At 43.7% G+C, this 16,474-nt stretch carries 14 protein-coding genes and 1 other annotated feature; of the genes, 9 read left to right on the forward strand and 5 right to left on the reverse strand.

Going from position 1 to position 16,474, the window contains the following annotated elements; all coding sequences use genetic code 11:
- Nucleotides 1-8: 8 nt before the first annotated feature.
- Nucleotides 9-1,733, forward strand: coding sequence for an acetate--CoA ligase (gene acsA / locus J2736_RS13190; RefSeq protein WP_310227212.1), 1,725 nt, complete (start codon nucleotides 9-11; stop codon nucleotides 1,731-1,733).
- A 103-nt stretch (nucleotides 1,734-1,836) separates the two neighbouring features.
- Here the strand turns inward: acsA and J2736_RS13195 are convergent, their stop codons facing one another.
- Nucleotides 1,837-4,974 (reverse strand): transglycosylase domain-containing protein, encoded by a 3,138-nt coding sequence (locus J2736_RS13195; protein WP_310227214.1) that lies wholly within the window; start codon nucleotides 4,972-4,974, stop codon nucleotides 1,837-1,839.
- 127 nt (nucleotides 4,975-5,101) lie between these two features.
- Nucleotides 5,102-5,378: a binding site (T-box leader), on the forward strand.
- Between the two features lie 51 nt (nucleotides 5,379-5,429).
- Between J2736_RS13195 and tyrS the strand changes: the two genes are divergently transcribed.
- Complete coding sequence (tyrS, locus tag J2736_RS13200; RefSeq protein WP_310227216.1) at nucleotides 5,430-6,689, forward strand: tyrosine--tRNA ligase; 1,260 nt, start codon at nucleotides 5,430-5,432, stop codon at nucleotides 6,687-6,689.
- A 53-nt stretch (nucleotides 6,690-6,742) separates the two neighbouring features.
- Here the strand turns inward: tyrS and rpsD are convergent, their stop codons facing one another.
- Complete coding sequence (gene rpsD, locus J2736_RS13205) at nucleotides 6,743-7,342, reverse strand: 30S ribosomal protein S4 (RefSeq protein ID WP_310227218.1); 600 nt, start codon at nucleotides 7,340-7,342, stop codon at nucleotides 6,743-6,745.
- A gap of 349 nt (nucleotides 7,343-7,691) precedes the next feature.
- On the opposite strand from rpsD, the gene J2736_RS13210 reads away from it, so the two are divergent.
- The 4 genes from J2736_RS13210 to J2736_RS13225 all read left to right on the forward strand — a co-directional run bounded on the left by J2736_RS13210 (nucleotide 7,692) and on the right by J2736_RS13225 (nucleotide 11,279).
- Nucleotides 7,692-9,677 (forward strand): diguanylate cyclase, encoded by a 1,986-nt coding sequence (locus tag J2736_RS13210; protein WP_310227220.1) that lies wholly within the window; start codon nucleotides 7,692-7,694, stop codon nucleotides 9,675-9,677.
- Between the two features lie 142 nt (nucleotides 9,678-9,819).
- On the forward strand, nucleotides 9,820-10,503 hold the full coding sequence (locus tag J2736_RS13215; protein WP_310227222.1) for a TVP38/TMEM64 family protein: 684 nt from the start codon (nucleotides 9,820-9,822) through the stop codon (nucleotides 10,501-10,503).
- A gap of 115 nt (nucleotides 10,504-10,618) precedes the next feature.
- Nucleotides 10,619-10,867, forward strand: a complete 249-nt coding sequence (locus J2736_RS13220) for an HPr family phosphocarrier protein (protein ID WP_310227224.1) — start codon at nucleotides 10,619-10,621, stop codon at nucleotides 10,865-10,867.
- Between the two features lie 124 nt (nucleotides 10,868-10,991).
- Nucleotides 10,992-11,279: an Fpa/YlaN family protein gene (locus J2736_RS13225; protein ID WP_056612445.1), complete on the forward strand. Its 288-nt coding sequence runs from the start codon at nucleotides 10,992-10,994 to the stop codon at nucleotides 11,277-11,279.
- A gap of 37 nt (nucleotides 11,280-11,316) precedes the next feature.
- Here the strand turns inward: J2736_RS13225 and cax are convergent, their stop codons facing one another.
- A complete protein-coding gene (gene cax / locus J2736_RS13230) occupies nucleotides 11,317-12,363 on the reverse strand; it encodes a calcium/proton exchanger (RefSeq protein WP_310227227.1) in 1,047 nt (348 codons plus the stop codon).
- A 161-nt stretch (nucleotides 12,364-12,524) separates the two neighbouring features.
- Between cax and J2736_RS13235 the strand changes: the two genes are divergently transcribed.
- Nucleotides 12,525-12,902, forward strand: a complete 378-nt coding sequence (locus J2736_RS13235; RefSeq protein ID WP_056612440.1) for an Asp23/Gls24 family envelope stress response protein — start codon at nucleotides 12,525-12,527, stop codon at nucleotides 12,900-12,902.
- 69 nt (nucleotides 12,903-12,971) lie between these two features.
- Here J2736_RS13235 and ftsW read toward each other — a convergent pair whose 3' ends face one another.
- Together ftsW and J2736_RS13245 are read right to left on the reverse strand one after the other, a co-directional pair.
- Nucleotides 12,972-14,150 carry a putative lipid II flippase FtsW gene (gene ftsW, locus J2736_RS13240; RefSeq protein ID WP_310227230.1) on the reverse strand — a complete coding sequence of 393 codons (1,179 nt, stop codon included), beginning with the start codon at nucleotides 14,148-14,150 and terminating at the stop codon, nucleotides 12,972-12,974.
- 13 nt (nucleotides 14,151-14,163) lie between these two features.
- The gene (locus tag J2736_RS13245; RefSeq protein WP_310227233.1) at nucleotides 14,164-14,511 is read right to left on the reverse strand and encodes a YugN family protein; all 348 of its coding nucleotides are present in this window, start codon (nucleotides 14,509-14,511) and stop codon (nucleotides 14,164-14,166) included.
- Between the two features lie 205 nt (nucleotides 14,512-14,716).
- On the opposite strand from J2736_RS13245, the gene J2736_RS13250 reads away from it, so the two are divergent.
- Nucleotides 14,717-15,886, forward strand: a complete 1,170-nt coding sequence (locus tag J2736_RS13250; protein WP_310227235.1) for an amidohydrolase — start codon at nucleotides 14,717-14,719, stop codon at nucleotides 15,884-15,886.
- Nucleotides 15,887-15,953: 67 nt separating this feature from the next.
- Nucleotides 15,954-16,403 carry a CBS domain-containing protein gene (locus J2736_RS13255; RefSeq protein ID WP_310227237.1) on the forward strand — a complete coding sequence of 150 codons (450 nt, stop codon included), beginning with the start codon at nucleotides 15,954-15,956 and terminating at the stop codon, nucleotides 16,401-16,403.
- The last annotated feature ends 71 nt before the right edge of the window (nucleotides 16,404-16,474 follow it).

Here is a 16,474-nt window from a genome sequence, read left to right on the forward strand (position 1 = left end):
TTACGTTTATGGATCAAACTAAAGATGAACTCATTAAATCAGTATCCCTTAATCCAAACATGGCTAATTACGAACAAACACATGCGACTTTTAATTGGGCAGACATCGAGAAAAACTTTTCCTGGTACGAAACAGGCAAAGTGAATATGGCATATGAAGCCATTGACCGCCATGCGGAAGGCGCGAAGAAGGATAAAATTGCCCTGTATTACAGCGACAGCACGCGTGACGAGGCCATTACATTTGGTCAAATGAAAGAGAGATCGAATCAATTTGGTAACGTCCTGAGAAATCTAGGTATCGGCAAAGGCGAGAGAGTGTTCATTTTCATGCCGCGGACACCTGAACTGTATTATTCTTTACTTGGATCGCTAAAAGTAGGCGCTGTAGTTGGACCGCTTTTTGAAGCGTTCATGGAAACCGCGGTGAGAGATCGTCTGGCAGACAGCGAAGCTGTTGCTATTATCACGACTCCTAGCCAACTTTCACGAGTGCCTTATGATGAGCTTCCTCATTTGAAGCACGTAATCCTTGTTGGGGAGAACATTGAGCTTGGCGAAGGACAAGTTGATTATCATAAAGAAATGGCAAGTGCTTCTACAGAACTTGAAATTGAATGGTTGGACCGTGAAGATGGCTTAATTATTCATTATACATCTGGATCAACAGGAAAGCCGAAAGGCGTATTCCACGTTCAAAATGCCATGCTTCAGCACTATTATACAGGTCAAATTGTTCTTGATCTTAAAGAAGATGATATCTACTGGTGTACGGCTGATCCAGGTTGGGTAACAGGAACTTCCTACGGAATTTTTGCTCCTTGGTTGAACGGCGCAACGAATGTGATTCGTGGAGGACGTTTCAGTCCACAGGACTGGTACAATACACTTCAGAAATACAAAGTAACGGTTTGGTACAGTGCGCCAACGGCTTTCCGTATGTTGATGGGGGCTGGTGACGATGTTTCGGCTGCGTACGATTTGTCAGCGCTTCGCCACGTATTGAGCGTTGGTGAGCCATTGAATCCAGAAGTAGTCAGATGGGGAATGAAGGTTTACAACCAACGTATTCACGATACGTGGTGGATGACAGAGACAGGCGGTCAGTTAATCTGTAATTATCCGTCCATGACGATTAAACCAGGTTCCATGGGACGTCCAATTCCAGGTGTTGATGCAGCTATTATTGATGATGCGGGTAACGTTCTGCCTCCTAATCGCATGGGGAACCTAGCTATCAAAACTCCATGGCCTTCAATGATGCGTAAAATTTGGAACAATCCTTCCAAATACGAAGAGTATTTCCGTTTGACCGGCTGGTACGTTTCTGGAGATTCCGCTTATCAAGACGAAGATGGTTACTTCTGGTTCCAAGGCCGTGTTGATGACGTTATTAACACAGCCGGTGAACGAGTGGGTCCATTTGAAGTAGAAAGTAAGCTTGTTGAGCATCCAGCGGTAGCAGAGGCAGGAGTTATTGGGAAGCCAGACCCAATGCGTGGGGAAATCATTAAAGCATTTATCGCGTTGCGTGAAGGTTTTGTTCCTTCCGACGAACTAAAAGCAGAAATTTCTAAGTTCGTGAAGGAAGGTCTATCAGCGCATGCAGCACCACGCGAGATTGAATTCAAAGACAAACTTCCAAAAACACGCAGTGGAAAGATCATGCGCCGTGTGCTTAAAGCTTGGGAGTTAAACCTACCGACAGGTGACCTGTCAACGATTGAAGATTAATTCGTTTCATTGAAAGCTTCCTCCGTGCCTAGTTTGGTTCGGAGGAAGCTTTTTGTGTACGCAAAAAAAAGAAGAACCTGACGGCTGTCAAGTTCTTCTTTTGCTATTTGTTATAGGCGATGGTAGCTGAGAATTTAGATTCTCCAGCTTCATTAATGGCTGTTACTTTGTAAAACCCATTGAAAGCAGCTGCATAGTAATGGAATTCTGTGCCGTTTTCAACCGTGCCTAGCTTCGTGAACGTACCTTTTTCTTTATCGCTAAAATACACGACATATTGTTTGACCTTGTCTTTGGCCTCATTGGCTTTCCAGGTCAGGACGAGTGAAGCTTCTTCAGCTTTGGCCTTAATGCCCGTTGGGGCAGCAGGAGCATCCTTAGCTGGTGGTTTGCCTGTGCTTGTGCCTGCTCCGCCATTCGTTGGTCCTGGCGAAGGCGAGGAGAGATCTTTCAAAGGATTGCCATTGCTATCGACTCCAGGAAGAATTAAGGAATCGAGGGTGCTTCCGTCTGTATACGAGGAGCGGCTTGGCGGCGATTCTTTGCCAGCTACATCCACAGCTGTCACGTAGTAGCCTGTAATTGCGGCTGTTTGAAGTTGATCTACAAACTTCGCCTCACCACCTGCGAACACGACTTTTCCACCCATGAGCTGGAACTTACCTTGATTATCCGAACGATAAATACGATAACCTACGATATCCCCATCCGCGTTCGGTTGGAACGTGATTGTCGCTGTATCACCGGATTTGACGGTCACGACGTTCTGAGGTGCAGGAGGTACTTTCCCGTCGTCAGCCCTTGGATCGACTTCGGAAGGAGCATCTACGTCATAATCAGTTGGCTTATAGAAATCGATAGGCTTTCTGCTTTTCTCAGGAAGCTTTTGCATCGCATCTTCGATTTCTTTTAATAATTGCGTGATTGATTTTTGGCGCTTAATCACGACTTTCTCTGATACGAAATCAGCAGGTGTCGTTTCTTGAGCGACATAATTGAGCCCATTTAGCGATGTGATCTTCATTTTAACCATGACATTATCTGTTTGTGTAGGCAAATACTTTTTGTTGAAAATATCGGTGACCAGGTGCTCTGAGCCGGTAGTTAATTCACTAGGCAGCATGCCAGATAAGCTGGAGACCGTGGCCGAAACGATGCCATCAGGCTTTGCGAACGTTTTGTTCGGGAATAACTCTGGCTTTTGTTCGATCGTTTTGTTCAAAATGAGAGCCCAGATATCTTTGGCATGATTGGTTTGCCCTGTTTTGGATGATAGCTTATTAATCGGCTGATCATACCCAATCCAGACACCGACTGTGACATCGGGGGTAAAGCCCATGAACCAAGCATCGGCATCATCTTGTGTGGAACCTGTTTTTCCTGAGATTTCGATTTTGCCATACGATTTAAACTTTTTCATAAGATCAGTAGCCGTACCTTGGCTAGCGTTACTGATGACCGTTTTCATCATATCTGTAATGAGATAAGCACTTTGCGGTGAGTATACCGTTTGCGGCTTCTGTTCATGTGCGTAAATTGTCTTGCCATTCGAATCTTTGATTTCACGAATTAAGTACGGGGCGTTGAACACGCCTTTGTTCGGAATGGAGGCATAAGCGCCTGCTAATTCTTTGACCGAGGTCCCGCGACTTAAACCGCCAATAACCCCTGTCTGTGCGGCATTGTCTTCTTTGGTTAGCGAAGTAATACCGAGCTTTCTAGCAAAGTCCCATGCTTGTGTAATTCCCACTTTATTAAGAAACACATCAATGGCTGGAATGTTATAGGATTGATTCAGGGCTCTTCTAGCTGTCATCAGTCCATGGAACTTATGATCCCAGTTCTCTGGTAAATGGAAGCCTTTCACGCCATCTTTTAAAATAATAGGAATATCATCCACAATCGTAGCTGGCTGTAGGACACCTTTTTCGAGAGCAGGGATGTAAGCCGCAATTGGCTTCATCGTAGATCCAGGCTGTCTATAAGCTTGTGTCGCATGATTCAGCTGCTCATCAAAGAAATCGCGGCCTTCAATCATGCCCTTAATGGCTCCGGTTTTGGAATCGAGCATGATGGCGCCGACTTGTTCAATGCCGCCTTTTTTCTCATCCGTTGGTGCGAAATTCTTATCATTGCTCGAAATTTCATGCATGGAGTCATAGATTGTTTTGTCAATGGTGGTGTAAATCTGATACCCGCCGCGCAATAGTTGTGTATGTATGTTTTTGAGTGCTTCATTATATGCGGCTTGGTTCGTCTTCGGATCAAGTTCAGGATGTTGAATCTTCAATAAGATTTCGGCTGCTTCCTGTTCGGTCTCGATCATCAGATAAGGATAGGTTGTATATGCCTTCTGTGCTGCTGCGGGCATGGAAGCTTTGAGATCAAATTTCAAGGCATCTTGATATTGATCATTCGTAATTTTGTTTTCTTCCATCATTCGTTTCAATACTAGTTGCTGGCGTATCACTGCTTTTTTGAAGCCTTCTTCATCGAAGGTTGGCTTACTTGTAAATGCTGAGTATTGCGATGGAGATTGTGGTAATCCTGCTAAATAAGCAGCTTGTGCAATATTTAATTTGTTTAAGTCATCGATGTTGAACAGACCTTTGGCAGCGGCTTTAATGCCATATAGATTGTAGCCAGTCGCTCCATTGCCATAAGGGATTTTGTTGAGATAAGCAAGTAAAATTTCGTCCTTCGACATGATGCGTTCCATCCGAAGTGCAAGCAGCAGCTCTCTTGCTTTACGGCCGTCATCGCGATCTAGTGTAAGGAAAACACGTCTAGCTAGCTGTTGCGTGATTGTACTTCCACCGGTTTGCACATCTTCATTAAGAAGTTTTTGCGTAACCGCGCGGTAGAGTCCGCGAAAATCGATGCCGCGATGGTTGTAGAAATCCTTGTCCTCGATGGCGAGGACTGCGTCTAGCAGGTTTTGCGGGATATCGGCAAGTTGTGCAAGACGACGATCTTCTTCTGTTCGTAATTGGCCAATGACAGCATCATCATTGAAATAGGCGAATCCCGTGATCGCATTTTCTTGCATTTGCTGACGGATCGCTTCTTCACTACGAACAGGATCTTTCTTGACAAGTGCACTGACATATCCGAAAGCGGCGGATCCACCTAACAAGCCAGCCAAAAAGACACAGATGATGGCCCATTTTAAGGTAATACCTGTTACTTTTAACGTTGTTCTAACCCAGGGGCGATTCCATTTCGCGAAAAAATTGCGCATAAGTTCCAATATCCTCCTTACATGAACCCTAATAGTATACCATAATTGCACCTTTTGCGGTAATGCTGAAGGGAGAAAGCTTCGGTTCTAGGTTTGACAAGCATCGGAATCCTGTGTTATAACAAGTACAAATGCGTAGATGGATCAGCAGTAGGTAGCTTGTGGATGCTTTCAGAGAGCCGGTGGAGGGTGTGAACCGGTACCTGCAGGTTAGTGAATTACGGTCTTGAGCAGTAAATGGGAACCTGCAGGAATGTGCCTGCACAAGTAGTATTTACCGATTAAACCTCGTTATCGGTTGTTGAGTGAAAATAGCACATCGTTTCTACGACTTATGTCATAGAAGTACGCAGCTGCTGTTTTAATTAGGGTGGTACCGCGAGTCAAGTCTTCTCGTCCCTTTGGGATTAGAAGGCTTTTTTTGTTTTTCATTTTATAACAAAGGATGGTTTTACATGAGTATTCTGAAGGATTTAGAGTTTCGCGGGTTGCTGCATCAAATTACAGACAGAGAAGGTTTGGACAAAAAGCTGAGCGAAGAACGCGTTGTCCTCTATTGCGGTTTTGATCCGACAGCGGATAGTTTGCATATCGGCAGTTTGCTTCCGATTTTGACCTTGAGACGCTTCCAGCTTGCTGGGCATGTTCCATTGGCGTTGGTTGGTGGTGGAACAGGACTTATTGGTGATCCGAGTGGTAAAGCCAATGAGCGTACTTTGAATGGGCCTGAGGTTGTTGAAGCGTGGTCGCAAAGTATTAAGGATCAACTTTCACGTTTCCTTGATTTCTCAACGGACATTGAAAATAGTGCAGAACTGGTAAACAATTACGATTGGTTAGGTTCTTTGAACGTGATTGAATTCCTGCGAGATGTAGGGAAGAACTTTACCGTGAATTACATGTTGGCAAAGGATTCGGTGGACTCGCGTATCACGAAAGGGATTTCGTTCACAGAATTCAGTTACATGATCCTTCAATCCTATGATTTCTTGAAATTAAATGAAACAAAGAATTGTTCCGTGCAAATTGGTGGAAGTGACCAATGGGGGAATATTACTGCAGGGCTTGAACTAATTGGGAAATCAAGTGACCGTCGTGCTTTCGGTGTGACTTTGCCATTAGTTACGAAGAGTGATGGGCAGAAGTTTGGTAAAACAGAAGGCGGAGCTATTTGGCTGGATGCTAACAAAACATCACCATACCAGTTCTACCAATTCTGGTTGGGGACAGCGGACAATGATGTTATCCGATTCCTGAAGTATTTTACATTTGAATCCCAGGAAGAAATTGAACGACTTGAAGCTGAAGTGGCAGCGGAGCCAGGGAAGAGAGAAGCTCAGAAAGTGCTGGCACGTGAAGTTACGAAGCTTGTACATGGCGGAGAAGCGCTGGAGAGTGCACTTAACATTACAGCAGCTTTGTTCAGTGGTGATATCCAAGCGCTATCGCGCAAAGAAATCGAAGAAGCTTTCAAGGATGTACCTTCAACGACACTAGAACAAGAAGATGTTGCGTTGATTGATCTTCTCATTTCTGTAGGTGCTTCGCCATCCAAACGCCAATCACGTCAAGACATTGAAAGTGGAGCGGTTACGGTGAATGGTGTGAAGGTGACGGATCTTGAAGCGACTACGCAGCAACTGGGTCGACTTGGTGATTCTTATCTTATTATTCGCCGCGGTAAAAAGAATTACTTCCTTGTGAAATTTGCTTAAGTTCAGGCAACAAAATAACCCCCTTAGGGAAATCCCTAAGGGGGTTGCTTTTATTAACGGCTGTAGAACTCGACGATTTGTTTCTCGTCAATTTCTTGTGGAAGCTCGGAACGTTCTGGTAAACGGATGTATTTACCTTCTAGACCTGCGTCGTTAAACTCAAGGTAAGTAGGAAGGTAGTTACGGTTAGCAAGAGCTTCTTTCACAGTGGAAAGGCCTTTGCTTCTTTCACGAAGTGAAATAACATCACCAGTGGATACGATGTAAGAAGCGATATCAACTTTTTTGCCGTTCACAGTTACGTGACCATGAGCAACGAGTTGACGTGCACCTGCACGGGAATTGGAAAGACCAAGACGGTAAACCAAGTTGTCTAGGCGGCTTTCAAGCAATACCATGAAGTTTTCACCGGCAATACCTTTAAGCTTGGAAGCTTTGTCGAAAAGGTTGCGGAATTGTTTTTCGTTCAAACCGTACATATGACGAAGTTTTTGCTTTTCGTTCAATTGTACACCGTAACCGCTCATTTTTTTACGTTGTCCTGGTCCATGTTGACCTGGAGGGAATGGGCGTTTCAAGTCTTTTCCGTTACCGCTCAAGGAAATACCAACGCGGCGGCTTAGTTTAAATTTAGGTCCTGTATAACGTGACATTTAGGGAAAACTCCTTCTCATGACAATTAGTTTAGTAATAGCATCTAGATGTCAGGGTGAAGTCATGTGCCCGATTTTGCTAATGAATCATAATGTGATTCCCTGTCAAGAGAGTTCAGCCGCTGTCTTGTCAGGAGCAAAAGCAGTGAGGGTGACACATTGGGCATTCACCGAAATCATGGTGTTACTCGACTTCTAATTTTATTAAAAACAGGGGCAAGTGTCAAGTCTCTCATCATCCCAAAGAGAGGAAAATATCGTGCAATAGATGAAAAAAAATAGTATGATAGAAGAAAGTCAGTTTTAAATTGGTACTTGAGGACTATTGTTAGTGAGTGAAGGAGAGCCTATGAGTGAACTTCGCAGTATACAAAAGCATAGTCGAGCAGAACACTTTGATGTTTTTCTTCGGAAAGGCTTTATACTTTCTGGCAACTTTTCTAACGAGGGTTTGCAGGTAACCTTCAACTTACATCAAGCATTTGAGAACTGGTATCAACAGTTCGGTCCGAACATGCTTCCTTCGCAAACGGCGCTGTTATGCGTAAATGAGCAGCTCTGTGTGGTCGACTCGTGCTCGAATGATATGCCTTCAATGGTTAACTATCTGCAGCCAGGTACTTCTTGGCGTGCTGAAGTTCGTGGAGATAATCCACTTGCTCGGTGTGAAAGTGCAGGTCATTTACAGTTGTCAGCTGGTGATGACTGTCACATAGGCGAGCTTACGGGTCATTTTATTGCGGTTACACCCGTATTGGATAATTATGGGAAAATTCATTTCTATTTAGGTCTTTTTACCCAGTCTCTTCTAAATATGGAAAATTTGACACAATTGTTATATAGTCTAGCACTTTCTTTTCAAAGTTCCTTACTGTATGTGGAGGAACGTAGACAATACGATCGTTTAAATAGTCTTCACCATATGAAGGAATTGGAAGCTAAGAAGCATGTGGTTCTGTTCGAAGCTTCGAAGAAGCTCCTTGCGAAGAATGACGTACACGCCGTATTGACTGAAGTTATTGATTGCATGGGTCGGGTATATCCTAATACGCGTGTTGATTTACTTCTATCCCAGGATAATGACTCAACGAATGTATCCGTCAAACCCTTGAATTTTCAACGGACAGAGTCTGATATTCGAACGCGGGCGTTCATGGAAGGGCAAGTCATTTTTGAACCAACCACAAACGGCAGCACCTCGAGTTCAGGCAATATCGCGGCACCATTGTCGGGGAAACAAGGCGTGTATGGCGTTTTGTACATGGAGTTCACAGATCAATTGATCGATGCGTCGGATTTGCAATTCATATCGCTGTTGGCAGACTCGGCGGGCACCGCTTTTGAGAATGCGAAGCTATACGAACAGTCGAATCTCATGATCAACGAACTGCGCCTCATTAATGAAATTACAAAACAACTTAATCAAAGTTTACGTCTAAATGAGATTTTCAATTCAGCTTCAAGTGAAATTTTAAGCATCTTCGGTGCTGATTATAGTTGCATTCTTCAAAACTCCAAAGATAGTGACCAACTCGTTGTTCAAGCCACTAACTTACCTGCCATGTTCCATGAGACATTTACGCTTGATCAAGGTTTCTCAGGGCTCATTTATTCATCGAAGGAACCGATTATTATTTCGGACTATTGGAGTAATGATAAGGTAAGCTCAAGCTTGATGCAGCGCACGAATTCGCGCTCACTTATTGGTTCTCCTATCCTTGTAAACGGTAACGTTGAAGGAGTAATCCTTGTTGTGCATCGTTTGCCTAATTTTTTCTCATATGATAATTATAAGCTTTTGCAGGTGTTATCCAGCCATATTGGGCTAGCGATGACGAACGCCTCCTTACATGCCGAAGTGAAGCGTATGGTGATTACGGATAATTTGACTGGACTGCATGCTCGACATTATTTGGATGAACAAGCGAATTTGATGCAAAAGAAAGATTTCTGCGGATCACTCATCATCGTTGATGTTGATAACTTCAAGAAGGTAAATGACACATATGGCCATCAAATTGGTGATAAGATCCTCATTCATGTCAGTCAGATCATTAAGTCAAGTATACGAGAGATGGATATCGCGGCGAGATGGGGCGGAGAAGAGCTGGCTGTCTATTTGCCCCAAGTATCTAAGGATCAGGCAATTCGGATTGCTGAGCGTATTCGTAGACGTGTAGTTGAAGAGACGCAACCTCAAGTGTCGGTGTCCTGCGGCGTTTCGGATTGGAATTGGGAAGAAGATAAGATCAGTGTAGAATCTCTCTTTTACCGAGCGGATATGGCACTTTATCAGGCCAAGCACAACGGCCGCAATCAAATTCAAATCGGTTGACGCTTACAATGCTTGTCTTCGGACGAGCATTTTTCCTTTTAGCGCAGCTAGGTGAAGGGTAGAATGACGATCATTTGTTTGCTCTTCCTGAACCTGTTGTAACATGTTACAATGATTTGGTCTAAGGGAGGATGGTCGAATTTTGTCGGCATTTAAAAGTAAACGTACAGGACTGATTATTTGTATTTTTATTGTGCTCATTGCCTTGATTTATTTCTTCTTCTTTAATCCTGTAGGCATCAAACTTGCACATAGTAACTTGCGTGAATTGTCCGGACATTTAAGGGATTTTGGCTGGCCTGGCAAAATAATTGGGATGAGCTTGATTTTCTTCCAAACGTTCTTTCCGTTTATTCCGTTCGTTCTTGTAGCGGGTACTAACGTTGCCATATTTGGGATTAAAATGGGGTTTTTAGTAAATTATGTGATGTCGTGCTTAGGTGCGATTGCTTCTTTTTATTTTGCTCGCTATTATGGACATGCTTGGGTAGAAAAGAAATTAGAGCGGTTTCCGTTGGTTACACAATTCAGTAAGCGGATGGAAAGACACGGCTTCTTCTATGTCTTGATTGGGCGTCTAATTCCGATATTGCCTTCTTCTGCTGTTAATTTCTCCGCGGGTTTAACGCGAATGAAATTTCGTGATTTTCTTTGGGGTACTTTATTAGGGAAGTTCCCAATCGTTTTCTTAGAATCGATGATTGCGCACGATTTATTTCATTTTCAGAAGTATAAAGGGAGACTGCTCTTATTGTTGGGGATACTAGTTCTCCTATTAATTCTTGGAAATAGTGTGAAGAAAGCGCTAGCGCCGAAGACGAAATAAAGGGCTTACATGGAGAATGCAGGAAATTTTGTAGTTGCTTTCCCTTCCTATTCCAAGTTATCATAGAGGAAGCAAGATGACCAACTCATATGTGACTATAATGGAGGAATGAAATATGCCAAGTGCTAATAATGCAGCAATTGTTGAGATTTCCCAAACAGCTAATAAATTCAGATCATCCATCGTTCTTCAATACGACAATAAGTATATCGATGTAAAAAGTATTCTTGGCTTGTTTACTACGCTACTTAGCTCCAGCAACTATGATCTTCATGTTCATGGACCAGATGCTGATGAAGCGAAAACAGCTATGGCGGATGTATTTGCTAAGCATAATTTAGGTGTAAACGTCGTTCAAGATTAATTTTCTTCACAAGAGAAGGTATTCTCAGAATCTCTGAGGGTACCTTCTCTTGTATATTACGGCAATTTCGCTTAATATAGATCATATAAGGACGGATGACTTTGCGTATAGGGGGAAGTTGGGAATGTCTTCATCTGATTTATTGCTGGATATGAATCAAAAGGCGCTTAATCTTCTTCAAGAAGATGCAGATAAAATCGAAAAGCTGATCGAAGTACAGATGGAAAACTTGACGACGCGTCAATGTCCACTTTACGAAGAGGTATTAGATACGCAAATGTACGGACTATCGAGGGAAATTGATTTTGCTATTCGCGCGGGGTTAATCTCCGAGTTGCCAGGCAAACAAATTCTCAATAAGCTTGAACGTAATCTTGCGCAACTGTATGAAGCGTTGAACAATAAAAAGTAACCCCGAGGGGTTACTTTTTTTTGTTGTCTGATGACAATTATACGAGGAAGAATACGACACCAAGGATAATATAGACGAACATGAGGAGAAGTCCTTCATACCAGTTCGTCGATCCATCTTGTGTAATGGATTTCGTGATAAAGACGGCGACGCCGATCGCAGCGATCTCGTAGGTAGTAAAGACAATGTTCATTGGCGAACCACTGATGAAGAAGCTGAGCAGGATTAACACGGGTGCGACGAATAGGGCAATTTGTAACGAGCTCCCTATCGCAATTTCTACAGCTGCACCCATTTTATTTTTCATTGCCATCATCACAGCAGCACTATGCTCAGCAGCGTTCCCGATTATAGCAATTAAGAAGGCACCGACAAACAGGTCGGATAGACCGAATTTATCTTTCACCTCTTCAATGGTTCCAACTAGCCATTCACTTGTAAAGGCTACCATGGCCGTCGCCAAGATGAGGAACACAATCGAAGTACCTTTGGACCATGCGGCTTCACCATGTTCGATAGCTTCATCCGAAAGTACACTTTTATGAGTGACCATGGAGAAGTACAGCCAGAGTAGATAAGCTACAATTAGGATAATCGCCACAATCATACTCATGGAGGATGTTTCATCCGTAGTCAAGCCTCTGGCAAATAACGCGGGAATGAACAGTGCGACAACACCGAGAATCATCAGCGAGGAGTTATGTGACGCTAGTTTAACGTTAAAAGACTGCTCTTTGTACTTTAATCCCCCAGCGAATAGGCTGAGTCCAAGTACAAGCAACAAGTTCCCGATGATGGCACCGGTTAAACTGGCTTTAACCACTTCAAATAACCCATCCTTCACTAAGAAGAAGGCGATAATGAGCTCAGCTGCGTTTCCGAAAGTTGCATTGAGGAAGCCGCCCATACGGTCTCCTGCATAGTGAGCTACACTTTCTGTCGCTCTCCCTAAGAATCCGGCCACGAATACGATAGCCACACAAGCAATAACGAATTGCCAGGTTGTATCTAGATGCGCGTAATGCGCAATACCCGCAGCAAGGAATGATACTAACAAACCTATGTAGAATAATTTTCCTTTCAATGTGAACCCTCCGACTCATAGATATTGGAACTTTTTGACTTCTTTTAATATAACTACTTTGGTTAATAAAGTAAATTAAAATGGATACATTCAGGCAGTTCTTGCTTTAAGCTTTTGTTCTTATTACAATAGATTTATACCAAGTTTAGGGAGTGATCCGTATGTCCGAAGACAATCAAACTGGCTTAATTCGAATTTCTGATGACGTAGTATCGACAATCGCAGGGCTAGCAGCCTTGGAAACAGCAGGCATTGCGGGCATGTCAGGTGGTATCTCAGAAGGCCTAGCTAAGCGTCTAAGCGGTAAAAATGTGCAGCGCGGCGTTTCTGTTGAGGTAGGACAAGTAGAAGCAGCGATCGATCTACGAGTGATCGTAAAATATGGTTCTCGGATTCAGGATGTTTGCAGGGACCTTCAAGAAAACGTGCGGGAAGCCGTTGAAAATATGACAGGTCTAAATGTGGTGGAAGTGAATGTGAAGGTGGAAGGCGTTGCCTTTACGGAAGAAGAAATAGAAGATCAGCTTCGAGTTAAATGAGTGTTATGAAACGGTTGTCGCAACCTTATTCTTTCGCACGTTGTAAAAAAAGACCCAGTCGACGTTATATCATGTCGATAAGGGTCTTTTTTTATGTGTTTTCTGCGTTTTTTGTGCAGATGGTAATTCTTTGAAGGATTGCTCACGCGATATCCCAAGGATTACGCCCATACTGATGAGTGAGACCATCATCGAGGAGCCGCCTGCTGAGATGAAGGGCAGCGTTACCCCTGTGAGGGGAATGGTATTGGTCACACCGCCGATATTAATAAAGGCTTGTATGGCGAACATGACCATGATCCCTACACCCGATAACATCCCAAACATGTCTGGACAACGTACGGCAATTAGAATCCCTCTCCAAATAAAGATTAAATAGACGAGAAGGAAGAGTGAGCTGCCAATGAATCCGAGCTCCTCGCCAATAATAGCAAAGATGAAATCGTTATGTGCTTCCGGTAAATAGTGAAGTTTTTGAATACCTTGTCCGAATCCAGCGCCTGTCAGTCCCCCATGCCCGAAAGCATACAAGGATTGCACAACTTGCAGGCCTGAGCCTTGCGGATCAGCGAAAGGATCCAAGAATGATGTGATACGATTGAGCCTGAAGTTAGAGTCTGTGTCCCCTAATACGAGGTACAAGAGAACGGCAATTCCAAGAACAATCGACATTAGGATACCTAGATAAAAAACATGCTTGAGGTTCGACCCTCCCACCATAATGACAATGGCTGAACACGTCAAGAGGATCATACAGGAACCGAAATCGGGCTGTAAGAGGATCAAGCCGCACACAAAACCTACGATCACAAGAGCAGGGAGCAACCCTTTGCTAAAACTTCTGAATTTCTCTTCTTTATTACTTATCAGTGAAGCGAGATACATAATGACTATTAATTTGGCAAACTCCGTTGGTTGTATCCCGTATTTGCCGAGCGAGTACCAGCTGCTCGCGCCATTCGCTTTACTTGTAAAGACAACGAAAATTAAGCCGAGTACAATGAAGAAGAAAGCTGGGATGACGAGCTTTTTCAACTTCGAATAATGAATATTCATGCAAAATAACATCCCGATCGTGCCGATCCCAACAGCTACAATTTGCTTGCGCGTAAAGAACCAAGGGTCGTCCCACCGATAGGCACTTGTCATTGAACTTGCGCTGAACACCATGACCAATCCAAAGCAGACCAATACAAAGGTTAATAAAAGCAGCAGAAAATCCGGCGTTCCTCTTCGAGGTGGATTCATGCTGATTCCTCGCCTAGTCTGCTAATAATTGTTGCAGTTGGTCTAATTTTTGTTTGGAGATTTTGAGCACATTCTCCGGGATTGGTGAATCGTAGTCCAAACCATGTGGGAATGTTTCTTTGCCTATGTAAGCTTCTTCTAGATATAATACAGCATAAGGGGATTCTAGCTTGCCAGTTTCAACGCGTGCATTGACACGTAAGAAGTAGACTGCTTTGCTTGCTTTATCTTCCATTTTAAAATCGTAAGTAGCACGAGTGTATTCCCATTGCCAGCGCACGAAACCAAGTTTAGTTGTTACTTCGTCCAAGTGAGCCAAGTCGCTTTTTAGGCCTTTTAAGCCAGTTGCTTCAATAATCAATTTTAACGCCTCCATAGTGTACGTATGCATTCTTTTCTCATGATAGTATGTTTCAAAAGGTTGTGCAAGTCGAATGCCATGTCTAAATTCTAATATTTGATGTCACTTTAAAGATGAAACCAGTGTTAATATTTGATAGAATAGGTTCAATAGATCATTTTTTTAGCTATAGTAAGCGATCGAAAACGGGAGGTGGGTGTATCTGATGAATCAATTTCAGGAAGATCTCCAAGCCATATATGAAGAAATGGTGGGCTGGAGGCGTTATTTGCATCGGAATCCTGAGCTTTCCTACCATGAGTACCAGACGGCTGAGTTTGTTACTAAACATTTGCTGAGCTGGGACATTGAAGTTCGTACAAGTGTTGGTGGGAATGGTGTTGTTGGTTTGCTCCGCGGCGGCGGTGAGGGACCGACGGTTGCCCTTCGTGCTGATATGGACGCTCTTCCGATTCAGGATGAGAAAAAATGTGACTATACATCAACCAAGAATGGGATTATGCATGCCTGTGGACATGATGCACATACCTCAACGTTGCTGGGTATAGCCAAAGTAGCTAGCCTGCATCGAGCGGAGCTTAAAGGGAATTTAGTTTTTCTGTTCCAGCATGCTGAAGAAATTTCTCCTGGCGGTGCTGATTCCATGATTAAAGCAGGCGCCTTGGATGGTGTAGACGCCGTGTTCGGCGTGCATCTATGGACGCCATTCCCAGTCGGGCATGTCTACACGCGATCAGGGGCTTTTATGGCCGCACCAGACGAATTCACCATCCGAGTACAGGGAAAAGGCGGACACGGTGGATTACCTCATCAAACGATCGATAGTGTGTATGTTGCCTCACAGCTAGTTGTTAACATGCAATCCATTGTAAGTCGGCAAGTAGACCCTGTTGAACCTTGTGTTGTTAGTATTGGCTCGTTCCATGGAGGGACAAGCTTCAATGTTATTGCAGAGACGAGCGTACTCAATGGAACCGTGCGGACTTTCAATCCAGAGCTAAGACAAGATGTGAGAACACGCATTGAGCGAATTGTGAAGTCGACTTGTGAAATGTCTCAAGCAACGTATGAACTGGAATATAAACTCGGCTATCCAACAGTGATCAATGATGCGAACGAAGCGGCACGTTTCTTTCAAGTAGGCACAGCCTTATTTGGTGAAGAGAACGTACATGAGTCTCCACTTATTATGGCCGGAGAAGACTTTTCCTATTATTTGCAAGAGAAGCCAGGATGCTTTATGTTTGTAGGCGCTGGTAATGTGGAAGCGGGAATCGTCTATCCACACCATCATCCTAAGTTCGACATTGATGAAAGATCCATGCTGAACGCGGCGAATTTATTGCTGTCCATGGCCTTGGATTATATGGCATGAATGCCTCCAGAACCTTGGTGAATGCTAATGTAGCAATCATTTGTTGCATGACATGACACCAAGGAGGATGAGGAAATTGCCTAATAAGACCGTAAAGGACATTATGAGCAAGGATTGCGTGACGGTTACCCTGCTGGATAATGTATTCGAGATTGCTTTGAAAATGAAGCAGCACGATATTGGATTTGTAGCGGTTCTCGATGGAAAGCAGTTTATAGGCGGAGTGACGGACCGGGATCTTGTTGTTCGAGGATATGCGGAGAAGCATTCGGGATCGACTGCTGTGGAAACAGTAATGACCAAAAATATGATTACCGTTGACCCTCAAACATCTGTAGATGAAGCTGCGAAAATTATGGCTCAGCATCAAATTAGGCGGTTGCCAGTTGTCGAACAGGGTGAGCTTATCGGCATCGTGGCCATTGGCGATTTGGCTGTTCGCGGCAGCTTTGAAGACGAGGCTGGGGAAGCGCTAAGCCGAATCTCTCAAGAACGTACACTGGTTGGTAGTCATTAAGAATGACTAGTAATTTCGTAAGCAGTCTCCCTCATTTCTGAGCGAGGCTGCTTTTTTCCTTCTTTACGAGG

The sequence above is a fragment of the Paenibacillus qinlingensis genome (genome assembly GCF_031455095.1).
In the GTDB taxonomy this organism is placed as follows: Bacteria; Bacillota; Bacilli; order Paenibacillales; family NBRC-103111; genus Paenibacillus_E; species Paenibacillus_E qinlingensis_A.

Bases quoted from the DNA above. Each gene is read 5' to 3' on its own strand.
- acsA (WP_310227212.1), top strand. From the start codon at position 9: ATGGATCAAACTAAAGATGAACTCATTAAATCAGTATCCCTTAATCCA.
- J2736_RS13195 (WP_310227214.1), bottom strand. From the start codon at position 4,974: ATGCGCAATTTTTTCGCGAAATGGAATCGCCCCTGGGTTAGAACAACG.
- tyrS (WP_310227216.1), top strand. From the start codon at position 5,430: ATGAGTATTCTGAAGGATTTAGAGTTTCGCGGGTTGCTGCATCAAATT.
- rpsD (WP_310227218.1), bottom strand. From the start codon at position 7,342: ATGTCACGTTATACAGGACCTAAATTTAAACTAAGCCGCCGCGTTGGT.
- J2736_RS13210 (WP_310227220.1), top strand. From the start codon at position 7,692: ATGAGTGAACTTCGCAGTATACAAAAGCATAGTCGAGCAGAACACTTT.
- J2736_RS13220 (WP_310227224.1), top strand. From the start codon at position 10,619: ATGCCAAGTGCTAATAATGCAGCAATTGTTGAGATTTCCCAAACAGCT.
- J2736_RS13225 (WP_056612445.1), top strand. From the start codon at position 10,992: ATGTCTTCATCTGATTTATTGCTGGATATGAATCAAAAGGCGCTTAAT.
- J2736_RS13235 (WP_056612440.1), top strand. From the start codon at position 12,525: ATGTCCGAAGACAATCAAACTGGCTTAATTCGAATTTCTGATGACGTA.
- ftsW (WP_310227230.1), bottom strand. From the start codon at position 14,150: ATGAATCCACCTCGAAGAGGAACGCCGGATTTTCTGCTGCTTTTATTA.
- J2736_RS13250 (WP_310227235.1), top strand. From the start codon at position 14,717: ATGAATCAATTTCAGGAAGATCTCCAAGCCATATATGAAGAAATGGTG.
- J2736_RS13255 (WP_310227237.1), top strand. From the start codon at position 15,954: ATGAGGAAATTGCCTAATAAGACCGTAAAGGACATTATGAGCAAGGAT.